Source organism: Sphingomonas faeni, assembly GCF_003053745.1.
In the GTDB taxonomy this organism is placed as follows: Bacteria; Pseudomonadota; Alphaproteobacteria; order Sphingomonadales; family Sphingomonadaceae; genus Sphingomonas; species Sphingomonas faeni.
In genome coordinates, this window is record NZ_QAYE01000001.1 from 391,206 (window position 1) to 417,145 (window position 25,940).

General features: G+C 64.6%; 17 protein-coding genes. 5 read left to right on the forward strand and 12 right to left on the reverse strand.

What is annotated here, in order from left to right:
* Window positions 1–66: 66 nt before the first annotated feature.
* The 3 genes from C8J25_RS01725 to C8J25_RS01735 all read right to left on the reverse strand — a co-directional run bounded on the left by C8J25_RS01725 (window position 67) and on the right by C8J25_RS01735 (window position 6,634).
* Complete coding sequence (locus tag C8J25_RS01725) at window positions 67–2,019, reverse strand: sialate O-acetylesterase (RefSeq protein ID WP_107951994.1); 1,953 nt, start codon at window positions 2,017–2,019, stop codon at window positions 67–69.
* A gap of 16 nt (window positions 2,020–2,035) precedes the next feature.
* Window positions 2,036–3,577 (reverse strand): tryptophan halogenase family protein, encoded by a 1,542-nt coding sequence (locus tag C8J25_RS01730; protein ID WP_107951995.1) that lies wholly within the window; start codon window positions 3,575–3,577, stop codon window positions 2,036–2,038.
* A gap of 63 nt (window positions 3,578–3,640) precedes the next feature.
* Window positions 3,641–6,634, reverse strand: a complete 2,994-nt coding sequence (locus C8J25_RS01735) for a TonB-dependent receptor (protein WP_208622501.1) — start codon at window positions 6,632–6,634, stop codon at window positions 3,641–3,643.
* Window positions 6,635–6,957: 323 nt separating this feature from the next.
* On the opposite strand from C8J25_RS01735, the gene C8J25_RS01740 reads away from it, so the two are divergent.
* The 4 genes from C8J25_RS01740 (at window position 6,958) to C8J25_RS20590 (ending at window position 9,335) form a co-directional block, all read left to right on the forward strand.
* Window positions 6,958–7,641: a SapC family protein gene (locus C8J25_RS01740; RefSeq protein WP_107951996.1), complete on the forward strand. Its 684-nt coding sequence runs from the start codon at window positions 6,958–6,960 to the stop codon at window positions 7,639–7,641.
* Complete coding sequence (locus C8J25_RS01745) at window positions 7,641–8,654, forward strand: cupin-like domain-containing protein (RefSeq protein ID WP_107951997.1); 1,014 nt, start codon at window positions 7,641–7,643, stop codon at window positions 8,652–8,654. Before C8J25_RS01740 ends, C8J25_RS01745 begins: the two co-directional genes overlap by 1 nt.
* Before the next feature lie 92 nt (window positions 8,655–8,746).
* A complete protein-coding gene (locus tag C8J25_RS01750; protein WP_107951998.1) occupies window positions 8,747–9,130 on the forward strand; it encodes a thermonuclease family protein in 384 nt (127 codons plus the stop codon).
* 52 nt (window positions 9,131–9,182) lie between these two features.
* Window positions 9,183–9,335 (forward strand): hypothetical protein, encoded by a 153-nt coding sequence (locus tag C8J25_RS20590; protein ID WP_167397636.1) that lies wholly within the window; start codon window positions 9,183–9,185, stop codon window positions 9,333–9,335.
* On the opposite strand, the gene C8J25_RS01755 is transcribed toward C8J25_RS20590, so the two are convergent.
* From C8J25_RS01755 to C8J25_RS01765, 3 genes are read right to left on the reverse strand one after another with little or no spacing between them, the layout of a single operon-like run.
* On the reverse strand, window positions 9,336–10,715 hold the full coding sequence (locus C8J25_RS01755) for an ATP-binding protein (protein WP_107951999.1): 1,380 nt from the start codon (window positions 10,713–10,715) through the stop codon (window positions 9,336–9,338).
* 5 nt (window positions 10,716–10,720) lie between these two features.
* Window positions 10,721–11,776 (reverse strand): ribonucleotide-diphosphate reductase subunit beta, encoded by a 1,056-nt coding sequence (locus tag C8J25_RS01760; RefSeq protein WP_107952000.1) that lies wholly within the window; start codon window positions 11,774–11,776, stop codon window positions 10,721–10,723.
* Between the two features lie 60 nt (window positions 11,777–11,836).
* The gene (locus C8J25_RS01765) at window positions 11,837–12,040 is read right to left on the reverse strand and encodes a hypothetical protein (RefSeq protein WP_107952001.1); all 204 of its coding nucleotides are present in this window, start codon (window positions 12,038–12,040) and stop codon (window positions 11,837–11,839) included.
* Between the two features lie 56 nt (window positions 12,041–12,096).
* Here C8J25_RS01765 and C8J25_RS01770 point away from each other — a divergent pair, with 56 nt between their 5' ends.
* Window positions 12,097–12,357 carry a DUF2171 domain-containing protein gene (locus C8J25_RS01770; protein ID WP_107952002.1) on the forward strand — a complete coding sequence of 87 codons (261 nt, stop codon included), beginning with the start codon at window positions 12,097–12,099 and terminating at the stop codon, window positions 12,355–12,357.
* 139 nt (window positions 12,358–12,496) lie between these two features.
* Here the strand turns inward: C8J25_RS01770 and C8J25_RS01775 are convergent, their stop codons facing one another.
* From C8J25_RS01775 to C8J25_RS01805, 6 genes are all read right to left on the reverse strand, one after another.
* Window positions 12,497–14,383, reverse strand: a complete 1,887-nt coding sequence (locus tag C8J25_RS01775) for a ribonucleoside-diphosphate reductase subunit alpha (RefSeq protein WP_425275435.1) — start codon at window positions 14,381–14,383, stop codon at window positions 12,497–12,499.
* Window positions 14,384–15,156: 773 nt separating this feature from the next.
* The gene (locus C8J25_RS01785; protein ID WP_208622488.1) at window positions 15,157–17,262 is read right to left on the reverse strand and encodes a hybrid sensor histidine kinase/response regulator; all 2,106 of its coding nucleotides are present in this window, start codon (window positions 17,260–17,262) and stop codon (window positions 15,157–15,159) included.
* Between the two features lie 118 nt (window positions 17,263–17,380).
* The gene (locus C8J25_RS01790) at window positions 17,381–18,106 is read right to left on the reverse strand and encodes a haloacid dehalogenase type II (RefSeq protein WP_107952005.1); all 726 of its coding nucleotides are present in this window, start codon (window positions 18,104–18,106) and stop codon (window positions 17,381–17,383) included.
* A 240-nt stretch (window positions 18,107–18,346) separates the two neighbouring features.
* A complete protein-coding gene (locus C8J25_RS01795) occupies window positions 18,347–21,001 on the reverse strand; it encodes an EAL domain-containing protein (RefSeq protein ID WP_107952006.1) in 2,655 nt (884 codons plus the stop codon).
* Window positions 21,002–21,075: 74 nt separating this feature from the next.
* A complete protein-coding gene (locus C8J25_RS01800) occupies window positions 21,076–22,662 on the reverse strand; it encodes an efflux transporter outer membrane subunit (protein WP_107952007.1) in 1,587 nt (528 codons plus the stop codon).
* Window positions 22,659–25,937, reverse strand: a complete 3,279-nt coding sequence (locus tag C8J25_RS01805) for an efflux RND transporter permease subunit (RefSeq protein WP_107952008.1) — start codon at window positions 25,935–25,937, stop codon at window positions 22,659–22,661. Before C8J25_RS01805 ends, C8J25_RS01800 begins: the two co-directional genes overlap by 4 nt.
* Window positions 25,938–25,940: the final 3 nt, after the last annotated feature.

A 25,940-nucleotide genomic window follows, 5' to 3' on the forward strand; every position in this document is an offset into this window, starting at 1 on the left:
ATCGTCAGTCTCTCCCGTTGCGGCGCGCTGTGGCGGCCGTTCTTGTTCTTCGCACCCGTTCAGAGCTTACCGCGCCGGCAGGACCGGCACTTCGAACGTGCCGACGGGCAGCGGTGCGTCGTCGGCAAGGTTGGTCGCCGGGGCGTCGGCCCAGGCGTAGCGGACGCGTGTGACGGGTTGGCCATCGCCGGGCAGCGTCACCTCGGACCCCGCGACCTTGCCCGGAGCGTAGCGGCAGGTGCCGACCGCCGCGCCGCACAGTTCGAAGCCGATCGCCTGCGCGGCGCTGCGGGCATGCAGCGCGCCCGTCACGCCGCTGAACCGCACCGTGACGCCGCCATCCGCACTACGCCGCGCATCGGCGACCGCAGGGCCGGACGGCGCGATTTTCTCGCCGTAGACCGCGGCGCGCATCACACGCGCGAGCCTTTGCCCGACCTCGTGCTTCTCGCCGGGATGGATGTCGAGCGCATCGCCGAGGTCGAGCGCGACGGCGATGCCGGCATGCGGGTCCGCCGCTGCGACGCGGCGCTGCGCATCGCGGACGTCGCCCCAGCCGCTCTCGCTCGGCGCGATCGCCGGGCTGCCGTAATTGGCGAGCTGGACGATGCCGAACCCGGTCTCGGACGTGCCGAAGCGGTGGCGCCAGTCCGCGATCAATGCGGTCATCCGGCGGTCGTAACCGGGAATGCCGGTGTCGGACTCGCCCTGGTACCAGGCCATCCCGGCGAACTTCGTAGCACCGAGCGGCGCGATCATCGCGTTGTAGAGCGTGCCCGCGCCGTTGATGTCGTCCCACGGCACGCGCGGTGCGGCGCCTGCGAGCCGCTTGGCGACCGCATAGCGCCAGCCGGTGCCGAGCGGTACGCTGCTCCCGTCGGCGAACGACAGCCGCATCGAATCCGCCGGGCCGGTCATCCCGCCATAGGCATAGACGTCGTCGTCGTTGACGGTGATGACGTTGCGCCCGGCCTTCAAGCTACCGGCGGGCAGCGCGTAGACGCGCGATTGCGACGCGAGGCTGCTGCCACCAACGCCCACGCCGTTGACCCAGGTACGGTCAGCGTCGTCGACCATGCCCAGCACCAGCGTCGCGGGGCCCCGTGCCTGCTCGGCGGTCAGCTGGACCTCGTGCTGGTACCAGATCATGCCGTTGTAATTGGCGAGCGCGGGCACGCCCCAGGTCTCGAAATTGGTCATCGCGGGCACCGGATGCCAGTCGAGCGCGGCGTCCGGCTGCCACGGCTCGTGGCCGGCGGCGTCGCCCGAGCCGGTGCGCCACCAGCTTTCCCAGATCGTCGATGCCTGCCGGTTTGCGGCGGCGGGATCGCGGGCATAGAGCGCGAGCAGGTCGGCGGGGGCGGCGAGCCCGGCCTGGCGCAGCGCAGGATCACTCATCCATGCGCTGATCCGCGACCCGCCCCAGCTCGAATGCACCGCACCGATCGGTACGCCGGACGTACGGCGCAGCGCCTGGACCATGTAGAAACACGCGGCCGAGAAGCTGGGCGCGGTGGTCGGGCCAGACACCGTCCACGCCGGCTGTTGGGCAAATCGCGCGACCGGCGCGGCGGCGGAGACCTTGGCGATTGTGAGCAGACGGAGCTTGTCGTCGACCTCCGGATGCGCGTCGGGGAACAGGCCCTGTCCCTGCTCGACGCGGAGTTCCATGTTGCTCTGGCCCGAACACAGGAACACGTCGCCGACCAGGATATCGCGCAGGACGGCCGCACCGCTGGGGGCGGCGATCGTCAGGTCGTACGGACCGCCGGCGGGGAGGGCGGGCAGGCTCGCCGAAAAGCTGCCGTCGCGCGCAACCTTGGCGGTGACGCTGCGCCCCGCCAGCGTGATCATCACGGTCTCGCCCGCCGCTGCTTGTCCGGTCAGGACGATAGGTTGCCCGCGCTGGATCACCGCGTGATCGCCCATGACGCCGTCGAGGCGCGGTGCCGCCGACGCGGCGGTCGCGCCGATGATTAGGATCGCGCCGATGGCCAGGCACGCTGTGACGGTCCGCATACTATTCCCCTGACGGCTAGATCGGCTGGAGGCCGTGGCGCTTGATACGGTCGATAAGCTCGCGGTGGCCCGGCAGGCTGCTCACCAACCGCTGCGTCTGCACCTGATTGTCGTGCCGCGCGCGCCGAGCCAGCGCGAGATCGTCGTCGATCGACCCCGGCATCACCGCGGTCCGCGCGCCCATGCCGTACAGCACATATTGATAGCTCGCCGACGGGAAGACCTCCTCGGCGCGATCGAATTCGTCATGGACCCAGGGCGACTGGAATCGCCAGAGTTCCATCAACCCCGCCAGCCGGTCGGGGATCGATTCCGGCCGGACATTGTCGCGCCAGAACGCGGTGTCGGTCCGTTTCGTCAGCGCATAATGCAGCTTGAGGAAGTCGATGATCCGCCCCCATCGATAGTGCGCCGTGTCGTTGAAGCGGTGCGCGACGACGTCCATCACTTCGCGACACGCGGGCATCTGCTCGGCGATCATCTTCGCCGACAGCTCGATCAGGACGATCGCGGACGCCTCCAGCGGTTCGAGGAACCCCGCGGCGAGCCCGACCGCGACGCAGTTGCGCACCCAGAATTGCTCGCGGTGGCCGGCACGGATCGCCAGCCGGCGCGAGGTCAGGTCGCGCGCGGCGGGGCCGATATAGTCGCGCAACTCCTGCTCGGCGGCGTCCGCGCTGATGTGGCTGCTCGAAAAGACATGACCGACCCCGCGCCGCGTCGGCAGGCCGATGTCCCAGATCCAGCCAGCCGATTGCGCGGTCGAGATCGTGTGGCTTGCGATCGGCGCGTCGGGCACGTCGTAGGGCACCTGCATCGCCAGCGCGGTGTCGCAGAACAATATGTCGGTGCAACTGCGGAACGGCACCTTCATCGCGCCACCGATCAGCAGCGCGGCGAACCCGGTGCAATCGATGAACAGGTCGCCCGCGATCGAAACGCCCTGTTCGGTATCAAGGCTGGCGATGTCGCCGCTCTCGTCGAGCCGGACCTCGGTGACGTCGGCCTTTACATGGCGGACACCGAGCGTGTCGCAGCAATGCCGCTGGAGAAAGTGCGAGAACTTCCCTGCGTCGAGATGATACGCGTAGTTCGCATGGCCGTCATACTCGGGCGTCGCGATCGTCTTGGGGCCGAGCCCTTCGTCGCAGATCCGGCCCTGCGGCGTGACCGTGTCGCAGAACGTCGCACTGCCCTCGTCCGCGAGCCAGTGCGGTGCGAGGTTCACCTGCCCGAAGTGCTGCGGGAGCATCAGCGGGTGATAATAACCGTCGTCCGGCGCACCCGTGGTCCAGCGATTGAACCGCGCGCCCTGCTTGAACGACGCGTCGCATTGCCGGAACAGTTCGGTTTCCGACACGCCCATTTTCTTGAGCGTCGAACGCAGCGTCGGCCACGTCCCTTCGCCGACGCCGATCGTCGGCACGTTGGGCGATTCGACCAGAGTGACGGTGAAGCCGTGCTGGCGCCGCGCCTGGTGCTTGGCCGCGATGACGCCCGCGGTCAGCCACCCTGCGGTGCCGCCGCCGACGATAACGATGTTCTGAATTTCGTGCATGGTGCAGCGTAATCGAAAAAAGGCGGAGCACGAACAGGTCGTGCTCCGCCAGTGGGAGGGGGATCAGAAGTGGAAGCGGACGCCTGCGGTGTAGCGGCGGCCGTAATCGAACACGTCGAGCAACTGGTTGTCGTAGCGCCCGTGCGTGCTCTGCTGGTTGTTGTTGACGTTCAACGCTTCGGCAAAGACGCTGAACTGCTTGTTGATGTCGTAGCTCGTCGACAGATCGACCTGGAAGCTCTGGTCGACGAAGGTCGGCTCCGACCCGAAGGCGCCGGTGTTCTGGTTCTGGCCGAACTGAAGCAGATACTTGTCGCGCCAGTTGAGAGCGGTGCGGAACTGGAACCCACCCTTGTCATAGAAGCCGACGAAGTTCGCCGAATTCGCCAACCCGGTGACCGCGAAGCCAGTCTGCGAGATGTTCTTGTCGTCATAGGGCCGGTTGGTGTTGACGAAGGTTGCGTTGGCCTGGAACCCGAAGCCCGAGTTGCCGAACACCTGCTGCCACGCCAGTTCGACACCGCGGACGGTCGCGTTGGGTCCGTTGACCTGTTGCGATACGGCGAAGCTCGCCAGAATGCCCGTCGTCGGATCGATCAGTCCGTTGATCGACTGCCGGGTCACGCCACCGATAATGAAGTTGCTGACGTTCTTCAGGAAGAAGTCGACCGACAAATACGAGTTGCGCTGATAATACCATTCGGCGGCGACGTCGAAATTGTCCGCCAGGTACGGCTTCAAATTCGGGTTGCCGCCGCTGGCCGTCAGGGCGCCGACGCGCTGGCCGTTGCCGACGTTCAGCACCGGGTTGAGCACGCTGAGGCTCGGGCGGGTCAGCGTACGTGACGCGTCAAAGCGCACCAGCAGCGTGTTGGTGATTTCCAGCTTCGCATCAAGGCTGGGCAACAGGTAGGAATACGAGCTGTTGGTCGTGTTCGGCACGATTGCGGTGTAGGTCGGGATGCCGAGCAACGACGGATCGGCGGTGCTCGTCGTGATCGAGGTCGGCAGGCGACCTTGCCCAGTCGCGCGCAGGTTCGTCGTTTCGTTGCGGACGCCTGCGTTTATCGTGAACGGCATGCCGCCGACGTCCGCCTTGAAGTTCGCGCTGAAGTAGAGCGACCAGGTCCGCTCGCGCACGTTCAGCACGCTGCCCGGATCGACCGCCTCGTCGAAATTACCGCGGAAGCCAAGTAGTCCATCGCCGCTCGTCGGGCTCGGATAATTGAAGCCCGGAATGTTCTTGGCGTACGGGTTGCCCAGGCTCGTCAGGTAGTTCTGATACGCGGTCGGGCTGAACACGAACACCGACGGCGGCAGGCTGCCGTTGAAGCCAGGGATGAAGTTGTCGAGGCTGATCGAGCCCTGGTAGATGTTCGCGGGGACCGGCGAAACGCCCGTCGTCCGCCCCGATGGTCCGCCATAACCGGCATAGGCCTGCCAGAAATTGTTGGTGAACGTGCTCTGGTTGCGGAAGTTGAAGGTGTCCTGATAATATTGGCCACCGGCCTTGAGCGTCAAATTGTCCTGCTTCCAGGTGGCGTTGCCGCGGAACTGGGCGAGTTCATCGGTATTATGCTGCGTCTGGTTGACGGTGACGTGCGTACCGATCACCGACTGATCGGCCCAGCGTGCGCCATCGCCCGCAGGGCCGAAGTTGCTGATCGTCGGGAAGGCGTCGCTGCTCTTGCCGTCGACCTTGAAGCGCAGGACGTTGCCGAGCGCGTTGCCGTAGCCGATGTCGCCGTTCTTGCTGCCGATCACGTTACCGGGATTGAGCCAGCTCTTAGCATAGGAGCCGTCTGCTTCGAGCGTCAGGTGCTCGGTCACGTCATACTTGACGTTCAGGCCGGTCTGGTTGGTCTGCAGAATCTGCTTGTTTTCCGCTGCCGTGAAATCGGTCGGGCTGCCGGCCTGCGTGAAGTCGACCGCCGTGCCGTTCTTGTCGAGCGTGACGTTGCGCAGATCGCCCTGGCTGAACCATACGCCGAACGCGTAATTGTCCTGGTTGATCGTCTGGCGCGAGAAGTTGTTGTCCAGCGTGACCATCAAGTCGTCGGTCGGATGATATTGGAACGCGACGCGTCCATCGACGCGCTCGTCCTTCACGCGCTGCTGTTCCGCGCCATATTGCTGCGGGAACCAGCCGGGCAGGTTCTGGCGATTGTTGAGATTGGCGTAGTTTGCCGACTTCGGATCGCTGGTCGGCGCACAGTTTGCGGCCCCGGCATTACCGGTAAGCTGGCAGGGCGCGAAATTGCCGCCCGGCCAACCCGACACATACACGCGATTGGTCTCGGTATCGCGGCGCGTGTAGATCGCGTCGGCCAGCACGCCGAACGTCTCGTCATTGTTCGTGCTGCTGATCAACAGGCCGGCAGTCGGCACGATCTTGCCTGCACGATCCTGGATCGAACCCGATCCGGTGGCGGCAAGGCGGAAACCGGGATGGTCGAACGGCTTGGGGAACGCGATATCGACCGTCGCGCCGATCGAGCTCGATGCGACCGTGACGTCGGGCGTCTTGAAGACGCTCAACTGGCCGATGAAATCGACGCCGACGGTGCTGAAGTCGATCTGGCGAGTACCGGTCGCGGTCGAGATACGGCGGCCATCATACAGCGTCGTGTTGAAATCGCCGCCGAAGCCGCGAACCGTGATACCGGTCGGCTCGCCGCGCGAACCCGAGCGCTGGATCGAGACGCCTGGCAGGCGCTGCAGCGACGCTGCGACGTTCGAATCCGGGAACTTGCCGATGTCCTCGGCCGAGATGACGTCGACGACGCCCGACGAGGTGCGCTTCAGGTCGAGGTTGCGCTGGAGCGATCCGCGCAGGCCGGTGACGATGATGTCGTCGCTCTGCGGTGCGCTGCCCTGGACGGTGTTACCCTGCGACGCGTCCGGTGCGGTGGCCAGATCCTGTGGCTGTCCGGCTTCCGACGCGGTCGTGGTGTTCGCGGTCGTCGGTACGGCTGGCTGCGGCGCGGACGGCTGCGTGGTCGTGCTGTTCTGAAGATTGCCCTGATCCTGCGCCATTGCCGGGATCGACCACATCATCGCCAGTACGCTGGTCGCGCAGGCGAGTGCGCTCGATGGGTGGGCCAGTCCTCGAAAGCCGAAAGCGCGCGTAGTGGTGGTCACGGTCAAACATCCCCTCATGCGGCGCCGCACCGCCCTTCTTGTGAGAGGCGTTCACGACAAAGTTACTTCGATGATCGAATCATGCGCGTTTCCGCACCGTCTCGATCATCTACGGTAGCGCTCACAATACTCAGGCTAACAATCAATGCAAGCATTTGTATGAGTGGTCGCGGCGAGGCTTTGCAACCGGGGCGCCATGTGCGATCTCTCGGGCAAGAAGACTGTACGGAGAGAGATGGATGCCGATCTGGGAGATGCTGAGCCATGCGCAGCACGCGGCGTTGCGCGTATCGCGCGCGCATGACGGAGAGCGGCAATTCGCGCAGATCGTCGCGGACGAATTTCTCCAGGCTGCCCCGTATTATGCGATTTTGTTCACGAAACACCCCGAGACCGGCGCCTTCTACGCAGGCGTCGTGATGGGCCTGGAGCCGGGCCGCAACCTGATGGCAGTGAAGGGGGCGTTGCCTGACTATCGACCCGCCGACCTCGAACGCCAGGGCTTCTACATCACCGACGGGCAACTGGTCGTCGACCGCGAACACGGTGTCTTTGCGGGGTCAGACGGCCAACTATTGTTCGACATGAACGGTGAGGCAGCGCTACCACTCAAGCGCATTCAGCAGGCGCTGCACGTCCTCCAGTCGGGCATTCCCGAGACCGACGCGCTCATCGAGCGTTTCCTCGCGCATCGCCTGCTCGAGCCGATCGACGTGACGATGAGCTTCGACGACGGCGAACATCTGACGCTCGAAGGGCTCTACACGATCAGCCTCGACGCGCTGCACGCATTGCCCGATGCCACAGTGCTCGACCTGTTTCGCCGCGGCGATTTGCAACTCGCCTATGCGCAGGCCGGGTCGATCCGCCATCTGCGGACGCTCGGCCGGATCCGCAACAACCGGCTGGCGGACATCGGCTGATGCTGCACGAGCCGCCCGCCGACGCGTTGCGCGATCCGGAAACTTTCCAGGCCGAGGTGATGGCGCGCTGCGAGCCCGCGGTGCTGCGCGGCGCGGCGCGGGATTGGCCGATGCTGTCGGGCGCGCCGACGCCGAGTGCGGCGCTGGACGGCGTGGTGGCGCAGCTTCGCCGTTTCGATAGCGGCAAGCTCGCGGAAGTGTTCGTCGGCAAGCCCGAGATCGGCGCACGCTATAATTACGACGCGACGCTCGCCGGGTTCAATTTCGAGCGCAGTTCGGTGCCGTTCGGCGAGGCGCTGACGCGAATCCTCGACAGCGCGGCGGACCCCTACCGGGCGAGCATGTACATGGGATCGATGACCGCGGAGACGTATTTCCCCGGTATCGAGGAGACCACCCGCCTGCCGTTCGTACCGCCCGCGGTGCGCCCCCGGTTCTGGGTCGGCCACGCGTCGACCGTCGCCTGCCATTACGACACGATGGACAATGTCGCGTGCGTCGCGGCGGGGCGGCGGCGCTTCACGCTGTTCCCGCCCGACGCGATCCGCGACCTGTATGTCGGACCGATCGACCACACGCTCGCCGGCCAGCCGATCAGCCTCGCGGTCGGCAGCGAGCCCGGCGACCCGTGCTTCCCCCGCTTCGAAAACGCCCGAGCCCGCGCACTGGTCGTCGAGCTGGAGCCCGGCGACGCGCTCTACGTGCCGAAACTCTGGTGGCATCAGGTCGAGGCGCTCGGCGACGTCAACGTCCTGGTCAATTTCTGGTGGGACGGGTTCAGCGCAGGACCGGACCAGCCCTACACCGCGATGCTGCTATCGCTGCTGACGATCGCCGAACGCCCGCCGGCCGAGCGCGCAGCCTGGCGCGCGTGGTTCGATCATTACGTGTTCCGCCCCGATGGCCACCCGCTCGCGTTTCTCCCGCCCGAACGCCACGGCGTGCTCGGCGCGTCGAAGGAGACTTACGGGCGTATCCGAACACTGGTGATGCGCCTGCTGCGCGGCGGTTGAGAGTGCGGGGGAATGTGCGGTCGTGTGGAGTTCGTACGTGCGATCGGCGACGAACTTCAGTCGCGGCAAGTGTTGCCCGTGCTGCGTCGACGATGGCGGCAGCGGCGTCCGCGCTGTCGGGGGGCAAGGCGGTCCCCGCGCGCCTCACGATCTGCAGCCACGCCAAGCCGATCGACTGCATGGTCGACGGCCACACGGTCTGGATGGCGGGCACCAAGATCCACATCACCGACATCGACACGCCGAAGAGCCACCCGCCGCGCTGCGCCCGCGAAGCGCGCCTAGGGCAGGCGGCGACGCTGAAGATGCACCCGTTCCTCAACGCCGGCCCCTTCACGCTGACCCCGATCAAGCGCGACGTCGACCGCTACGGTCGCAAACTGCGCATCGTCGAGAGGGGCGGGGAGTCGCTGGGGGCGGTCCTGGTCAGCCATGGCCTCGCGCGACGTTATGGCGGTGGCAAACGCTCGCCTTGATGCGGATGGGGCTAGGCTTACCCGAAAGCCGATATTGCGCTATGGTCAATCCATGGCCACGCACGTCGATGAGTTCGAAAAGCTGGAAGCCGATCACGGTACGGTCGATCATGGCTATGAAAGCTGGAAACGCGCGAAGATCGAGCTCGGCCTGAGGCAGGCGCGGGATCGGTCGTCGATGATCCCGGTCGAGCAGGTACGCTAGCTAAGCATCAGGAAAGTTAGGCCCCTTTGTGTAACCGGTCTTTGCCTGTGATCGGCCGGGTATCCGCTCTAGTATTCCTGCCGTCATCATTTTTCTGAAAATATTTTTTACTTTATTTTCAGAGCCGATGAACGTTACCGCGCGAGCCTTCGAATTGTTGACCTCATCGTTATCACGAAGGTAGCTGATGATAGCCTGTTCAGGCTCCGCCAACTTTTCGTGTTTTAACGTGACCAACACGCCATTATTTATTTGAACAACTACCGGGTCTTTCAGTTGAAGCTCCCTCATTGCTTCAAATGCTGTATTTAGTCCCTCTCCTACGTCCTTATTCGGTGCATCTGGAAACTTGTTAGTTAATCGAACAATTTTCTGATTCCGGGCAAATCTTTCGTCGAGAATATTCTCAACGGTAACATGCGCAGGTAGAGGGCCTGGGCTATAAATCTCAATTCTATTATCAAATATTCTTACGTGGACATCATCATTAACACTGTAGTCGCGATGTATAATAGCATTTGTTATTATTTCATGGATCGCGTTTCTTGGATACTGAACGGATTTCAGTCCAGAGTCCTTCATAACTGGTATGCGTTCAACGGTTTCAACTATCTTATCAACAGCGTCTTTTATTAAGACGACAGCACATCCTTCGATGGTCGACGGCTGTCCTTCTAGAGTCGCACGCGTTGGTTCATCAGATGTTCTGTAGCGCGAAATCTTAATTGCGGCCTTTGGCAAGACTGCTTGTGGCTCATCTGAAAATAGAATCAATCCAGCGACGGTTGCCTGGTCATCGCGAATCACCTTTTGCTTGCGTAGCCATGCGTTGGGTTCGGCCCGGGGAACAATGACTTCGTAAAATGCGGTAAATGCGTCAGAGCTAGAAAGTTCTGAGATTGTCATGTCTACTTTAGAGTCTTCGTAAGAAGATATGCCCTTATTTAATCTAAGTCGTTCCTGCTTCTCAAATGTGTCCTGCTTCAGACTCTGTGCGCCCCGTCGAAGATAAATATCCCCCTGGGTGTCCTTCCAGATAAACTGGTTTTTAAAAACCTCGCATGAAAGAACAAGTCCGGGATAGCCTGAACACTTTAAAAAACTGTAAGAGTACGTTTCCCCATTTGGGAAAAGATCTTGTAATACCGCAATTATTGCATTCGCATCTTCAGGAATGGGGAAGCCGTCCCAGCGCTGTCCTGTAACCGAAGAATCTTCTATTCCGACGTAAATCTCACCGCCCTCGGCATTACCGAGGGCGGAAAGAGCTCGAGGCAGTTTTGCAGGTGCAATCCGTTTTGATTTAAAATCAAAAAAGTGGCTCTCTGAACGAGCTAAAATCTCGTCAGCTTCTGCTTTTGTAATGTCTGAGATCTGCACTTAAATCACTCAGCCGCCACGCCATCCATCGAGAACATATCCCGAACCTCACTCAGGTCCACATTCGCGATCGGCCCCTTCTTCGCGGTCTGGCGCTTGTCGAACGAGTCCCAGACGTCGTTCCACTGGCCCTTGGTCGCGGCCTTCGAATATTCCGTTGCGCGCTGTTCGAAGAAGTTGGCGTGCTCGACGCCGTTGAGCATCGGGGCGAGCCAGGGCAGCGGGTGCTCGTCGATCATGTAGATCGGCTTAAGGCCGAGCTGCGTCATGCGCCAGTCGGCGATGAAGCGGATGTACTTCTTGATCTCCTTGGGGGTCATGCCGTTGACCGGGCCCATCTCGAAGGCGAGATCGATGAAATTGTCCTCGAGGCGGATCGTCGTCTGGCAGACGTCGGCGATGTCGTCTTTCACCGCCTTGGTCAGGCACTGGCGCTCCTGACAGAAAGTGTGGAACATCTTGATGATGCCCTCGCAGTGGAGGCTCTCGTCGCGGATCGACCAGGTGACGATCTGGCCCATGCCCTTCATCTTGTTGAAGCGCGGGAAGTTCATCAGCATCGCGAACGATGCGAACAGCTGGACGCCTTCGGTGAAGCCGCCGAACATGGCCAGCGTGCGCGCGATGTCCTCGTCGTTGTCGACGGTGAACTGCTGCATGTAGTCATGCTTTTCCTTCATCTCGGCATATTCGAGGAAGGCGCCGTACTCGCTCTCGGGCATGCCGATGGTGTCGAGCAGATGGCTGTAGGCGGCGATGTGGACCGTCTCCATGTTGCTGAACGAGGTCAGCATCATCTTGATCTCGGTCGGCTTGAACACCCGGCCATACTTCTCGTGGTAGCAATCCTGCACCTCGACGTCGGCCTGCGTGAAGAAGCGGAAGATCTGCGTGAGCAGGTTGCGCTCGTGATCGCTGAGCTTCTGCGCCCAATCGCGGCAATCCTCGCCCAAGGGCACTTCCTCGGGGAGCCAGTGGAGCTGCTGCTGGCGCTTCCAGAACTCGAACGCCCAGGGGTATTCGAACGGCTTGTACTGCTTGGAGGCGTGAAGGAGGGACATGGTAGGCCTTTCGGGAGATGGGTTTTATATCGGGAAACTGGTGGGATCAGGTCGCGTGTTTCATGTCTCGGTGCTCCACTGCCACATCGCGGCGGCGGACATCGCGAGGACGATCGCGCCCGAGGTGAGCATGATGCCGATCATGCGGAACGCGTAGGTCTGGGGTTCGGTGATGCTCGGCGAGCGGAGACGGAGCAGCATCGCGACGCCGACGATTCCGAGCACGGCCGCGACCACGAACATGATAGCTGAACCATACGTCATGCGACCAACTCGCGCGGCGCGCGTTCAGCACCCGAACCCCAAACAGGAGAACGACCATGGTCGATGCAACCAAGATCCAGGAACATGCCGAAGTCATCGGCGCGGACGGCGTCCATGTCGGTACCGTCGACAAGGTCGAAGGCAACCGCATCAAGCTGACCAAGAAGGACTCCGGCGCGCAGGTCGTCGAGGGCAAGGGCAGCCATGAAGGGCATCATCACTTCATCTCGCTCGGGCTGGTTGCGGATATCGAGGACGGCAAGGTCCGGCTTTCCGCCAACGCCGACGTGGCGGTGACGTTCGAAGAAGAGGCCTGACGCGAACGCGGTGCGTTCGATACGCGCCGCATAGCCTACCCGAACCCCGGTCCGCTTCGCGCGGGCCGGGGTTTTTTGCGTCAGGCGCTCCCCGGTCCGTGGTTCACGGGCCGGGGTCACGCTTGAACGCCGAGAGGCCTTACTGGCAGGCAAGGCACTCATCGTAATCCTTCGACTCGACGTCGATCTGGCGCAGGTCGATGGTGTTGTCGGCCTCGACGCCGCCGGCGAAGCCCGCGCGCTGGACCGACTTCGAGCGGAGGTAATAGAGCGACTTGATGCCGAGCTCCCACGCGCGGAAGTGGAGCATGAGCAGGTCCCACTTCTCGACGTCCGCGGGGATGAACAGGTTCAGCGACTGCGCCTGGTCGATATAGGGCGTGCGATCCGCCGCCAGCTCTAGCAGCCAGCGCTGGTCGATCTCGAACGACGTCTTGTAGCAGTCCTTTTCCTCGACCGAGAGGAAGTCGAGATGCTGGACCGAGCCGCCCTGCTCGAGGATCGAGTTCCAGACGGCGTCCGAGTTCTTCGACTTCTCGCTCAGCATCTTTTCGAGATACGGGTTCTTGATCGAGAAGCTGCCCGACAGCGTCTTGTGCGTGTAGATGTTCGCGGGGATCGGCTCGATGCACGCCGACGTGCCGCCGCAGATGATCGAGATCGACGCGGTCGGGGCGATCGCCATCTTGCAGCTGAACCGCTCCATCGCGCCGACGTCGGCGGCATCAGGGCAGGGGCCGCGCTCGATCGCGAGCTGCATCGAGGCTTCGTTGGCCTGGCTGCTGATGTGCTTGAACATGCGCAGGTTCCACGACTTCGCCATCGCGCCCTCGAACGGGATGCCGCGTGCCTGGAGGAAGCTGTGGAAGCCCATCACGCCGAGCCCGACCGAGCGCTCGCGACCTGCGGAATACGCAGCGCGTTCCATGCCGGGCTCGTGGCGGTCGATGTAGTCCTGCAGGACGTTGTCGAGGAAGCGCATGACGTCCTCGATCAGGCCCTTCTCGTCCTTCCACTGATCCCAGGTTTCGAGGTTCAGCGACGACAGGCAGCACACGGCCGTACGCTCGTTGCCGAGGTGATCCTTGCCGGTCGGCAGCGTGATCTCCGAGCACAGGTTCGAGGTCGAGACCTTGAGGCCGAGTTCGCGGTGATGCTTGGGCATCGCCTTGTTCACGTGATCGGCGAAGACGATGTAGGGCTCGCCGGTCTGGAGACGCGTCTCGACGAGCTTCTGGAACAGCGAGCGCGCGTCGACGGTGGCGCGGATCGCCTGGTCCTTCGGCGAGCGCAGGTGCCATTCCTCACCGTTGCGGACGGCTTCCATGAAGTCGTCGGTGATCAGCACGCCGTGGTGGAGGTTCAGCGCCTTGCGGTTGAAATCGCCCGAGGGTTTGCGGATTTCGAGGAATTCCTCGATCTCGGGGTGCGAGACGTCGAGATAGACCGCGGCCGACCCGCGGCGCAGCGAGCCCTGGCTGATCGCGAGCGTCAGAGAGTCCATGACGCGGACGAACGGGATGATGCCGCTGGTCTTGCCATTGAGGCCGACCGGCTCGCCGATGCCACGGACGTTGCCCCAATAGGTGCCGATGCCGCCGCCGCGCGAGGCGAGCCAGACATTCTCGTTCCAGGTGTCGACGATGCCGCCGAGGCTGTCGGGGACCGAATTGAGGTAGCACGAGATCGGCAGGCCGCGACCGGTGCCGCCGTTCGACAGAACGGGGGTGGCGGGCATGAACCAGAGCTTCGAGATCGCGTCATAGAGGCGCTGTGCGTGGCCGGCGTCGTCGGCATAGGCCGACGCAACGCGGACGAATAGGTCCTGGTAGCTCTCGCCCGGGAGCAGATAGCGATCCTTGAGCGTATCCTTGCCGAATTCGGTCAGGAGCGCGTCGCGGCTGTGATCGACCTCGACCGGGTAGATCTGCGCGCGCACGGAGTGGCTGTCCTGCGCCTGGCGCGGGGCCTTGGGAGCCTCGGCGGCGGGCGTTGCAGTGGTCTGTTCGATCGTGTCTGTGGTCATGTCGCTATCCCGGCTGCTGTCTCTGAAATCCATCGAAACCGCTCCTAGTGTTCTGTATTCGTTCGAATCGGTCGCCTGTCGCCATGCTACCATCGGACGGCCCCTAACGGGAGAACAAAAAGTGACCATCGCGGCGGTGGAAGGCGCGCTTACGGTCATATCGCATATGGCTATGCGAGGGTTGTTCTACCAGCGATTGGGTCCGCCCCCGAACGCAACCCCAAGAGATTGTGCCAAAGCGCGAAGAGACGCAAGGGGGTGCGGGGGTGGCCGGGGGCTCGGTTCGTCGCGTTCGGGCGCGGGTTGGCCGAGCGGGATATTCGCGACGCGTGGACTTCTGCGGGGTTCGTGAAGCGCAAGGGGGCGAAGCGGGAACGAAAAATTATTTTGGCGGGGAAGATGGCAAATGTTGCTTCGGAGGGGGGGGGGGGGGGGGGGGGGGGACCAGATGCGGGTTAGCCTGACGATCCTCCCCCGCCAGGGGGAGGTGTCTGGCACTTGCCAGACGGAGGGGGAGGAAAGTGATTACCGCTGTTGCGGCGTCCTCCCCCTCCGTCGCCTTCGGCGCCACCCCCCCCCCTGGCGGGGGAGGATCGAAAGACTGGGCTGCGAATAATCCGAGCAAGCCATTACCACCACACCACCCCGGCGAAGGCCGGGGCCCAGTTGGGGGACGTTGCCAACTGAACGATGCGCGCCGTTACGACCACCTTTCCACTTGGGCCCCGGCCTCCGCCGGGGTCGTGGCGGTTGGTCGGCGCGTCCTGTCCGCCTCAGCCCTCGATCATCGTCCGGATCTGCGTCGCCAACGCCTCCATCGCGAAAGGCTTGGTGATCATCGACATCCCAGGCTCCAGGAAACCCGACGCCAGCGCGGCATTCTCCGCATAGCCCGTCATGAACAGCACGCGGAGCCCCGGACGCAGCGCACGACCCGCATCGGCGACCTGACGACCGTTCAGTCCGGGCAGGCCGATGTCGGTCACAAGCAGGTCGATCCGCTCCATCGTCCGCAGCTTGTCGAGTCCGGCAGGGCCGTCATGCGCCTCAACCGCCCGGTAACCGAGCTCGCCCAGCACTTCGACGATCAGCGCGCGAACGACCGAATCGTCCTCGACCACCAGCACGATCTCGCCAGCATCGGTAACGTGCTCCTGCGTCAGCCCCGGCAGCGCCTCGTCCTGCCCCGCTTCGCCGTAATGGCGCGGCAGATACAGCTTGATCGTCGTGCCGTGGCCGAGCTCGCTATAAATCCTCGCATAGCCTTCGGACTGACGCGCGAAGCCGTAGATCATCGACAGGCCGAGCCCGGTCCCCTGGCCGATCGGCTTGGTGGTGAAGAACGGCTCGAATGCCTTGGCGATCGTGTCGGCGGACATGCCGGTGCCGGTGTCGGACACGCAGATGCAGACGTAATGGCCCGGCCGGACATCACGCTGGCTGGCGGCGAAATGATCGTCGAGGTGCGCGTTGCACGTCTCGATCGTGAGCTTGCCCCCATGCGGCATCGCGTCGCGCGCGTTGATGACGAGGTTGAGCAGCGAATTCTCGAGCTGGTTGGGATCGCACAATGTCGTCCACAGGCCACCGGCGAGCACCAACTCGAGTTCGATCTGCTCGCCGGTGGTGCGGCGAAGCAGGTCCTCGAGCGAGGCGACCAGCGGGTTGACCTTCACCGGACGCGGATCGAGCGGCTGGCGACGCGAGAACGCCAGCAGGCGGTGAGTGAGCGAGGCGGCGCGGTTGGCGGCGGTGGTCGCGCCGGTGATGAAGCGATCGAGTTCGCTCACCCGCCCTTGTGCGACGCGCCGCTGGACGATCTCCAGGCTGCCGGTGATGCCTTGCAGCAGATTGTTGAAATCGTGCGCGATGCCGCCGGTGAGTTGCCCGACCGCCTCCATCTTCTGCGCCTGGCGGAGTGCCTCCTGCGCCTCGATCAGTTCCTGGGTGCGATCGCGCACGCGCTGTTCGAGGTCGGCGTTTAGCGATTGCAGGTCGCGTTCGAGCCGCTTGCGATCGGTGACGTCGGCGCCCTCGACGAAAATGCCGACCACCGTCCCGGTTGCGTCTCGGATCGGCTGGAAAACGAAATCGACGTAGCGATCGTGGACCGCGCCGCCAGGCTCCGCCTGGACCGCATACAGCATCCCACTCGCGGTGAACGCATCGCCGCTCGCGAACACACGATCAAGCAGGTCGACAAACCCCTGTTCGACCGCGTCGGGCAACGCCTCCGCAACGGTGCGGCCGAGCACCTCGCGGTGGCCGATCAGCTTGTCGTATCCGGGGTTGGTCAACTCGACCCGGTGTTCGGGCCCGCGCAACATCGCCATGAAGGTCGGCGCCTGCGCGAACATCTGGCTCATCCGCTCGCGCTCGTCGCGCAGCGCGCGTTCCGTCTGGACCTGATCGGTGCTCTCATAGGTCGAGCAGAACATGCCAGCGATCGCGCCGCTTTCGTCGCGGACTGGCGAGTAGGAGAAGGTGAACCAGGTGCGCTCGTCATAGCCCTTGCGGTTGGTGACGAGCGGCAGATTCTCGAAGAACGAGGCTTCGCCCGCCAGCGCCTTGTCGACGAGCGGACTGATGTCGGGCCAGAGTTCGGCCCAGATGTCGGGCAGCCGGTTGCCGAGTGCCGCAGGATGCTTGTCGTGCAGGATCCGCGCGTAGTGATCATTGTACAGGAAGCCGAGCTCGGGCCCCCAGGCGATGCACATCGCGAATTCGGAGGCGAGCATCAACGAGACGATCGATCGGAGCGACTGCGGCCAGTGCTCGATCCGCCCCAGCGGGGACGACGACCAATCATGCGCGCGGATCATCGCGGCCATTTCGCCGCCACCGGTCAGGAAATCGGCCTCGGCCGTCTGTGTGGTCATCTCAAATTCCTGCCGGGTCGCACGCCGGGCCGAATTTTACGCCGGTGCGCGTTCGATACGGCCGGTCGATACGGCGACGCATCGAAGGTTTCTACCGGTTCGCGGGCAGGTCGCCGGGTCATCGGCACAGTTCGTCCGCCAGACACGTCAGGCTGTCGACGCTATGGTCCCAATCCTGCACGGCATCCGCGTCGGGTGCGGGTCGGCCACCATATTCTTGCGGGCGGTCGACATAGGTGGTTTGCAGGCCAGCGGCGCGCGCCGCGGCGAGATCGCTGTGGTGCGCGGCGACGAGGCAGAGTTCGCCGGGAGCGATGTCGAGAAACCGCGCGGTGGCGAGGTAGGATTCGGGGAGCGGCTTGTAGACGCGGCTAACTTCCGCTCCGAGGATCGCGTCCCACGGGAGACCGGCGCGACGGGCCATTTCCAGCATTAGCGCGATGTTGCCGTTGCTGAGCGTGACGATCGGGTAGCGGGTCTTGAGGCGGGTCAGGCCTTCGACCGAGTCTGGCCATGGGTCGAGACGGTGCCAGGCGTGGGTCAGGTCGTTGAGCGTGGCCGCGTCCAGCGTGGCCGGGTCGACGCCGTGGTGACGGAGCAGGTCTTCAAGTGCCTCGCGGTGGAGCGTGTCGAGAATGACGAAGGGCCGCCGTCCGCTGCGGACCTCCTCAAGCGCCGGCTGATAGCGTTTGCGCCAGCCGTCGGCGAATCGGTGCGAGTCGATATCGGTGCGGCCGAGGCGCGCGAGGATCGGGGCGGCATCGCGCGCGATGCCGGAGCGCCAGTCGACCACGGTGCCGAACACGTCGAACGCGAGGGCTTTGATCGGGGCGCGATGTACCATGAGGGTGAGACGGTGGGAGGCGGCGGTTGGTTCCCGGGAATGGGGGACTTCCGGGCCTTTGCGCAGGCCGTCGTTGAGCGGGGATTCTTACGCTCGGTCCCTTACGTTGACCCACCCCGGCGGAGGCCGGGGCCCAGTTGGGAAGGTCGTAATAACGAAGGACGGCGTTCGCCAATCCACGTTTCCCAACTGGGCCCCGGCCTCCGCCGGGGTGGTGGATTTTTATTGTTCTCAGCTAACTCACCCAGTCCGGCGAAGACGCGCGGAGTGGCCCTGGTTCAGCCGTTCCAGGTTGAACGCCTCGTGGAACTCGATTCCCGCCTTGCCGGCGCGGGCCCAGCGGATGCGGGCGGCGAACATCTGGTGCTCGACCAGTTCGATCTCCAGTTCGACGCCGTCGGGATTGCCGGCGATCCGGAGCCCATCGAGCATCGCGCCCGAGGTCGAGATGTCGCGGATGCGGACGTCGCCCGGGACCCCGTCGATCGAAATCCGCGCGGAACGCAGCATCTTGGTACGCGGCGCGCGAGTCACCTTGAAGCCGCTGGCGGTGGCGGTCCCGTTCTCGACCTCCAATTGCCGCAAAGCCTCGTCCGCGCGGACCGGGCGGCCATAGACATAGCCCTGGATATGGCTGCACCCGAGGTCGCGGATCAGGTCGATCTCGTCCTGCACCTCGACCCCCTCGGCGGTCGTCTCCATGCCGAGCGTGTCGGCGAGCGTGACGATCGCCTTGATGATCGCCGCGTTGCGGTTGCCCGGTTCGGCGGCGCCACGCACGAACGACTGGTCGATCTTGATCTTGTCGAACGGCGCGTTGCGCAGGTAGCCGAGCGACGAATAACCGGTGCCGAAATCGTCCAGCGCAAGCCGCACGCCGATCCCCTTCAGCGCCTTGAACATCTGTTCCGACGAGCGCGTCTCGTCGAGGAATACGCCTTCGGTGATCTCCAGTTCGAGTCTGCCTGCGGCGATGCCAGACTGGGCGAGCGCGCTGGTGACGAGCGCGGGCAGAGCGGGGTTGGCGAACTGGATCGGCGAGACGTTGACCGCGACGCGGACCGAGCCGGGCCAGCGCGCTGCCTCCAGGCACGCGGTCCGCAGCACCCATTCGCCGATCGCCTCGATCAGCCCGCATTCCTCCGCGACCGGGATGAAGTCGGCGGGCGAGACGAGCCCGCGCGTCGGGTGATCCCAACGGATCAGCGCTTCGTAGCCGACGATCTGCGCCGATTTCGTGCTGACGATCGGCTGGTAGCAGAGGTGGAACGCGCCATCCGAGATTGCCGCGCGCAGATCGTCCTCGAGCAGTTTCCGCGTGCGCGCGCCGGTCAGCATGTCGTCCGAATAGAAGCGGTGGACGCCGCGGCCATCGGCCTTGGCGGCGTACAGCGCGAGATCGGCGTTGCGGACGAGCGTCTCGGCATCGTCGCCGTCGTCGGGTGCGATCGCGATGCCGATCGAGCAGCCGATCGTGACCGACGTCCCGCTGATGAAATAGGGTTCGGACAGCGAGGCGATGACTTCGCGGGACAGCGCGGCGAGCGTATCGCGGTCGGCGATGCCGGGCAACACGACCTGGAACTCGTCGCCGCCCAGCCGCCCGACCAGCCCCGCATCGGCGATCCCGCGCTGGAGCCGTTGCGCGACCTGTTTCAACAGCGTGTCGCCCGCCTGGTGGCCCAGCGTATCGTTGACCGCCTTGAACCGATCGAGATCCATCAGGAACAACGACGTCGCGCGGTACGGACCGGTCTTCTGCGCCAGCGTCTTGTCGAGCGACGAGCGCATCCGCTGGCGGTTCGCGAGCCCGGTGAGTCCGTCGAACAGCGCCAGCCGCGTGATCTCGGCTTCCGACTTGCGCTGTTCGGTCAGGTCGCGGCCCGAGCCGATGAAACCCTGGAAGCGCCCGAGGTCGTCGACCACCGGCCTCCCCGAGATCGACCACCAGCGTTCGCAATCGGGCGAGGTCGCGGCGCACACCGAATAGTCCGAGAACGACGTGCGCGAGGCGATGTGGAAGGCGAGCGTCCGTTCGGTGCCGGGCGCGTCGTTGTCCATGCGGAACAGGTCGGTGAGCGGTTGCCCGACCGCGTCGTCGGCGAGGCCGAGTTCGTCGGTCACCTTGGCGGACAGGTAGGTCAGGCGGCCCTGGCGGTCGGCTTCCCAGAACCAGCCGGTACCCTGGTCCTCGAATTCGGCGACCATCCGGATTGCGAGCCGGCCTTCGCTCGCGTCCTCGGCGCGGCTCAGTTCCTGCGCGACGTCGATCCGCGCGAGGCGGTGCGCGACGATTCCCAGGCTGCCGAGGAACAGGATCGCGACCAGCAGCGGCATACCGATCCCCGCGCAGACCGCGAGCATCACGACGATCCCGACGCCGAGGCCGAGCGTCGCCGCGCGGACCGCATGGACGCTAACCGCCGTAACCGCGATCATCCCCAGCACCGCGACGCAGCACGCAAGTTGCAGCGACCCTGACGGTGCACGCGCGACGGTCCACAGTAGTGACAGCGACAGCGCGGCGACGCCGGCGACGCCAACGGTAAGCGCGCGGTTGCGCTTATAGGCAGGCCATTCGCGCAATCCCGGCAGCCGCAGCACGCCGAACATGCCTGCGGACAGCGCCGCCAGGATCGCGGCATGGATGCTGATCGACGGGACGATGGTGCCAAGACCGGCGGCGGGCGGCGCGATCAGCGCAAGCGCGACGAGGAGGGCACAGGCGACCATCTGCGTGGCGATCGCGATCGGCCAGGTTTCCGCGACCTGCGCGAGCTTGCGATCGAGGAGTTCGGCAACCTGCTCGCGCGCATCCTCGCCGAGCCCGAACACGGCGGGGGCTGGCGATCGATCGCGCGCGCGGCGATCCGCGACGGGGAGGGGGGCGTACATCCAGCCGTTCTGACTGGAATTAGTTGCTGATACGGTAAGATCGACCGAACCAAAAACTTTGCCCGTCCAGCGTGTTAGTTGGTTTCCGCCCGCGGTGCGCCGCTCATCGTCACCGGTTGGGGACCGTCGGCGGTGGCTTCAAGCGTCGAATCGCCGCCAAGTACCCGGTACAGCGTCACGCGGTTGCTGGCGCCGACGAGCTGCGTCGCGACGAGGTTGCGTTGCGCGGTGTAGAGCGAGCGCTGTGCGTCGAGCGAGTTGAGGAAGGTGTCGATCCCCCCGCGATAGCGCGCGTCGGAGAGGCGGTAGGTGTCGAGGGCCGCTTCCGAGAAGTTCTGGTTCGCCTTCATCTGTTCGGCGATGGTCCCCTGGCGCGCCAGTGCGTCGGCGGTTTCCTGGAACGCGGTCTGGATCGTCTTTTCGTAGGTCGCGAGCGCAGCGTCGCGTTGCGCCTTCGAATAGGCGACACCGGCGATCCCGGCCCCTGCACGGAAGATCGGATAGCTGACCGAGGGCGCGACCGAATAGTTGAACGCGCCGCCGCTGAACAGCGAGGTGAGCGACGTGCTGGCGAACCCGAGGATGCCGGTCAGCGAAATCTTCGGGAACAGTTCCGCGCGGGCCGCGCCGATCTCGGCGTTGGTGGCGCGTAGCTGGTATTCGGACTCGACGACGTCCGGACGGCGCAGGAGGATGCTGCTGTCGAGCCCCGCCGGCAGCGTGGCGACGGTCGGTAGGGCCTGCTCGATCGAGGCGGGCAACAGGCTGGCATCGACCGGCGCGCCGACGAGCAGTTGCAGCGCGTTGACGTCCTGCGCGAGCGCGGTGCGTTGCTGCGCGAGGTCGGACTGGGCGGTGAACAGGATCTGCTGCGCCTGGCGGAGATCGGTGCGCGGCGCGACGCCGCCGCGCAGCCGCGCGTTGGTCAGCGTGACGCTGCGCTGCGAACTCGCCACCGTGTCCTGCGCGATCTTGAGCAGGCTCTGGTCCGACGCGTAGGTGAGCCACGCATCGGCGATGTCGCCGACGAGCGTCAGGCGGGTGGCGCGCGCGGCGGCTTCGGTCGCGAAATAGCGATCGAGCGCGGCGCTGGTCAGCGAGCGGATGCGGCCGAACAGGTCGAGCTCGAACGCGGTCGTGCCGAGGTCGACCGAGAAGGCGCTGTTCGAACTCGACGAGCTGACTACCGATCCGGTGCCGGTGCCGGTGCCGGTGCCTGTTCCGGTGCCGCCTGTACCGGTCCCGGTCCCGGTTCCCGTTCCGGTCCCGCCTGTTCCCGTACCGCCCGTTCCGCTCGTAACGGTGTTGCTGGTGCCGTTGCCGCCGCCCGAATAGGTGTAGCGGCCGCTCGCATCGAGCTGCGGCAACAGGTCGGCGCGCTGGATGCGGTACTGCGCGCGGGTCGAGGCGATGTTGGCGGCGGCGACGCGGAGATCGCGGTTGTTGGCGAGCGCCTGGACGATGATCTGCTGGAGTCGCGGGTCCTTGAAGACGTCGCGGTACGTGATCGCGGGCAACGTCGCTTCGGATTGCCGCAGATACGCGTCGCCGACCGGAAGCGACGGCGGGACGGGAAGTTCGGTTCGCGCGTATTTCGGCGCGAGCGAGCAGCCGGCGAGCGCGGTCGAGGCGGCGAGGATCAGGACTAGCGAGCGCATCATGCGGGCTCCGGCCGGTGAGGGCCCTGTGGTTCGGGCGGACCCAATGGTTCGTTGTGGTCGCCATCGGATCCATGGTCATCATGGCCCTGGAAGCCGGTCGGCTTGCCCCGCAGCTTGGCGATGCCATCACGCGCCCCGCGACGGACGAGGACGAAGAACAGCGGGATGTAGAAGATCGCGAGGATCGTCGCAGTCAGCATGCCGCCGACCACTGCCGTGCCGATCGCGATGCGGCTGTTCGCGCCCGCACCGGTCGACAGCGCCAAGGGCAACACGCCGAGGATGAACGCGAAAGACGTCATCAGGATCGGGCGCAACCGGATCTTCGCCGCGGACAGCGCCGCTTCGATGACGCGCTTGCCCTTTTTTTCCTCCTGCTCGGCGAACTCGATCATCAGGATCGCGTTCTTCGCGGCCAGACCCATCGTCGTCAGCAGGCCGATCTGGAGATAGACGTCGTTGATCAGGCCACGCAGCGTCACCGCGAGGATCGCGCCGACAAGGCCGAGCGGGATCACGAGCAGCACCGCGATCGGGATCGACCAGCTCTCGTACAGCGCGGCGAGGCACAGGAACACGACCAGCAGCGACAGGCCGTAGAGGATCGGTGCCTGGCCCGAGGACAGGCGTTCCTGATACGACAGGCCCGACCATGCGACCGAGGTGCCGGGGATCTGCCCCGCAAGCTCGGCGATCCGGTTCATCGCATCGCCCGAGCTGACGCCGGCCGCGCCCGACCCCTGGATCTCGTACGAGGCGATGCCGTTGAAGCGCGACAGCGTGGTCGGTGCCTGGCCCCAGCTGGTTTTCGCGAACGACGAGAACGGTGCCATCTGGCCATTCGTGCCACGGACGAACCACTGGCTCAGGTCCGACGGCTGCGCGCGGAACTGCGCGTCGCCCTGGACATAGACTCGCTTCACACGGCCGCGGTCGATGAAGTCGTTGACGTACTGACCACCCCAGGCGGTCGACAGCGTCGAGTTCACGTTCGCCTGGGTGAGGCCGAGCGTGGAGAGCTTCTGCTGGTCGGCATCGACGCGCAACGTGGCGACGTCGGGCAGTTCGGTGAGGCGGATCGCGGTCAGCGACGAGTCGGCACGCGCGAGCGCGAGCAGTTTGTCGCGCGCGGCGTTGAACTCGATCTGGCTAAGCCCGCCGGCGTTCTGCAACTCCATCGTGAAGCCGTTCGACGAACCAAGACCGCGCACGGCTGGTGGTACCAGCGAGTAGACCTGTGCGTCACGGAAGCCGGCGAACGCCTTCGACGCGCGACCGGTGATTGCTTCGGCGGTGTTCTCCTTGCCGTGGCGATCTTCCCACGGCGCGAACGAGACGAAGCCCTGGCCCGTATTCTGGCCGCTCGCGCCGCCACCGCCGCCACCGCTGACGGTGAACATCGTGCGGACGTTGGCCTTCTCGTTGGTGAAGTAATATTGCTCGATCTGCTTTTGCAGCGCGAAGGTGCGACCTTGCGTGGCGCCGGCGGGAAGCTGGAACTGGACGATGCCCGAGCCCTGGTCCTCGGTCGGCAGGAAGCCCGTCGGTAGCCGCAGGAACAGCACCGCGAGCACCGCGACGATCACTGCGTAGATCAGCAGGAACAGCCACTTGCGGTCGATCACCGACTGCACCGCACCGGTGTATTTCTGCGTGCCCTTCTCGAACCCGCTGTTGAACTTGTCGCCAGCGCGCGTGAAAAAGTGCGCCACTTTCGGGAATTTGCGTTCGCCCCAGCTCTTCTCGGTGTTGCCGTCGGCGTCCTTCTTCTTCTGCTTGAGCAGCGTCGCGGTGAGGGCCGGCGAGAGGATCAGCGCGACCAGCACCGACAGGACCATCGCCGACACCATCGTCAGCGAGAACTGGCGGTAGATCACGCCGGTCGAGCCGCCGAAGAACGCCATCGGCAGGAACACCGCCGACAGCACCAGCGCGATCGCGACCAGCGCGACGGTGATCTCGTTCATCGATTCGATCGTCGCCTCCCGAGGCGTCATCTCGGGATTTTCCTCCATCAGGCGCTCGACGTTCTCGACCACGACGATCGCGTCGTCGACCAGCAGGCCGATCGCGAGCACCAGCCCGAACAGCGTCAACGTGTTGATCGAGAAGCCTGCGAGATAGAACACGCCGAACGTGCCGAGCAGCACGACCGGGACCGCGATCGTCGGGATCAGCGTCGCGCGCCAGCTTTGCAGGAACACGAACATGACGATGACGACGAGGATGACGGCCTCGATCAGCGTCTTGACGACCTCGTCGATCGACAGCTTGATGAAGTCCGTCGTGTCGTTGGCGTAGGCGAATTTCAGGCCGGGCGGGAAGCTCTTGGCGGACTTGGCGACGAACGCCTTGACCAGCTCGGCGGTCTTGAGCGCGTCGGCGCCCGGCGCGAGCAGCACCGCGATGCCTGCGCCGGGATGCGCGTTGACGCGACTGCGCGCGTTGTAGTTCTCCGCACCCAGCTCTATCCGGGCGACATCGCGCAGCTTGACGACCGCGCTGTCGTTGGTCGTCTTCAGGATGATGTTGGCGAACTGCTCGGGCGTCTGGAGGCGCGACTGCGCGGTGACGGTCGCGTTGAGCATCTGCGTGTCGGGCTGGGGTTGCCCGCCGAGTTCGCCGGCGGCGACTTCGGTGTTCTGCGCCTGGATCGCGGTGGTCACGTCGCTCGGGATCAGCTGGTAGCTGGCGAGCTTGTTCGGGTTCAGCCAGATCCGCATCGCGTATTGCGCGCCGAACACGTTGCTGTCGCCGATGCCGGGAATACGGCCGAGCGGGTCCTGCAGGTTCGAGACGAGATAGTCCGAGACGTCCTGGTTGGTCAGCTTGTCGGTCTCGTCATAGACGCCGACGATCAGGAGGTTGTCGGGGTTCGATTTGCGGACAACGAGGCCCTGTTGCTGGACCTGCGTGGGGAGGCGGGACAGCGTCTGCTGAACCTGGTTCTGGACCTGGACCTGCGCGATGTCGGGATCGGTGCCCTTCTCGAACGTCACGGTGATCGTCACCGAGCCGCGCGACGACGAGGACGAGCTGAAATAGATCAGCCCGTCGATGCCGGTCAGCGATTGCTCGACGACCTGCGTGACGCTGTTTTGGATGGTCTGCGCGTTGGCGCCTGGGAAGGACGCGCGGACGGTCACCTGCGGCGGCGCGACGTCGGGGTATTGCGCGATCGGCAGGCTCATGATCGCACCGATGCCGCCAAGCATCACGATGATCGCGAGCACCCAGGCGAAGATCGGGCGATCGATGAAGACACGGGATAACATAAG

Coding starts and splice junctions, on each gene's coding strand:
- C8J25_RS01725 (WP_107951994.1), bottom strand. CDS start 2,019: ATGCGGACCGTCACAGCGTGCCTGGCCATCGGCGCGATCCTAATCATC.
- C8J25_RS01730 (WP_107951995.1), bottom strand. CDS start 3,577: ATGCACGAAATTCAGAACATCGTTATCGTCGGCGGCGGCACCGCAGGG.
- C8J25_RS01735 (WP_208622501.1), bottom strand. CDS start 6,634: ATGATGTGGTCGATCCCGGCAATGGCGCAGGATCAGGGCAATCTTCAG.
- C8J25_RS01740 (WP_107951996.1), top strand. CDS start 6,958: ATGCCGATCTGGGAGATGCTGAGCCATGCGCAGCACGCGGCGTTGCGC.
- C8J25_RS01745 (WP_107951997.1), top strand. CDS start 7,641: ATGCTGCACGAGCCGCCCGCCGACGCGTTGCGCGATCCGGAAACTTTC.
- C8J25_RS01750 (WP_107951998.1), top strand. CDS start 8,747: ATGGCGGCAGCGGCGTCCGCGCTGTCGGGGGGCAAGGCGGTCCCCGCG.
- C8J25_RS20590 (WP_167397636.1), top strand. CDS start 9,183: ATGGCCACGCACGTCGATGAGTTCGAAAAGCTGGAAGCCGATCACGGT.
- C8J25_RS01760 (WP_107952000.1), bottom strand. CDS start 11,776: ATGTCCCTCCTTCACGCCTCCAAGCAGTACAAGCCGTTCGAATACCCC.
- C8J25_RS01765 (WP_107952001.1), bottom strand. CDS start 12,040: ATGACGTATGGTTCAGCTATCATGTTCGTGGTCGCGGCCGTGCTCGGA.
- C8J25_RS01770 (WP_107952002.1), top strand. CDS start 12,097: ATGGTCGATGCAACCAAGATCCAGGAACATGCCGAAGTCATCGGCGCG.
- C8J25_RS01775 (WP_425275435.1), bottom strand. CDS start 14,383: ATGACCACAGACACGATCGAACAGACCACTGCAACGCCCGCCGCCGAG.
- C8J25_RS01785 (WP_208622488.1), bottom strand. CDS start 17,262: ATGACCACACAGACGGCCGAGGCCGATTTCCTGACCGGTGGCGGCGAA.
- C8J25_RS01790 (WP_107952005.1), bottom strand. CDS start 18,106: ATGGTACATCGCGCCCCGATCAAAGCCCTCGCGTTCGACGTGTTCGGC.
- C8J25_RS01795 (WP_107952006.1), bottom strand. CDS start 21,001: ATGTACGCCCCCCTCCCCGTCGCGGATCGCCGCGCGCGCGATCGATCG.
- C8J25_RS01800 (WP_107952007.1), bottom strand. CDS start 22,662: ATGATGCGCTCGCTAGTCCTGATCCTCGCCGCCTCGACCGCGCTCGCC.
- C8J25_RS01805 (WP_107952008.1), bottom strand. CDS start 25,937: ATGTTATCCCGTGTCTTCATCGATCGCCCGATCTTCGCCTGGGTGCTC.